The 257-nt window shown below is 65.0% G+C and carries 1 protein-coding gene; it reads right to left on the minus strand.

Annotated features, from left to right (window positions below):
- The coding region (locus tag NZK81_RS21830) for a thiolase family protein (protein WP_473087543.1) at window positions 1–257 on the minus strand (257 nt) is incomplete at both ends.

Genomic DNA, 257 nt, shown 5'->3' on the forward strand with positions numbered 1-257 from the left:
TCGTCGAGTTTGTCTTCGGCCACCACTAGGCAAGCGGCAGCGGCGTCGTTCTGCTGACTGGCGTTGCCAGCGGTCACGACGCCGCCCTCAATCGCCTTCAGCGCGCCGAGCGAAGCCATCGTCGCATCGCCTCGATAACCTTCATCGTGTGCGAAGATGGCAGGCGCGCCCTTTCTTTGCGGCACCACAACCGGCACGATTTCGTCGTCGAACATTCCATTCGCCCAGGCGGCCGCGGCCCGCTGGTGGCTGCGCAC

This window comes from Novosphingobium mangrovisedimenti, from assembly GCF_025153475.1.
Lineage (GTDB): Bacteria > Pseudomonadota > Alphaproteobacteria > Sphingomonadales > Sphingomonadaceae > Novosphingobium > Novosphingobium mangrovi_A.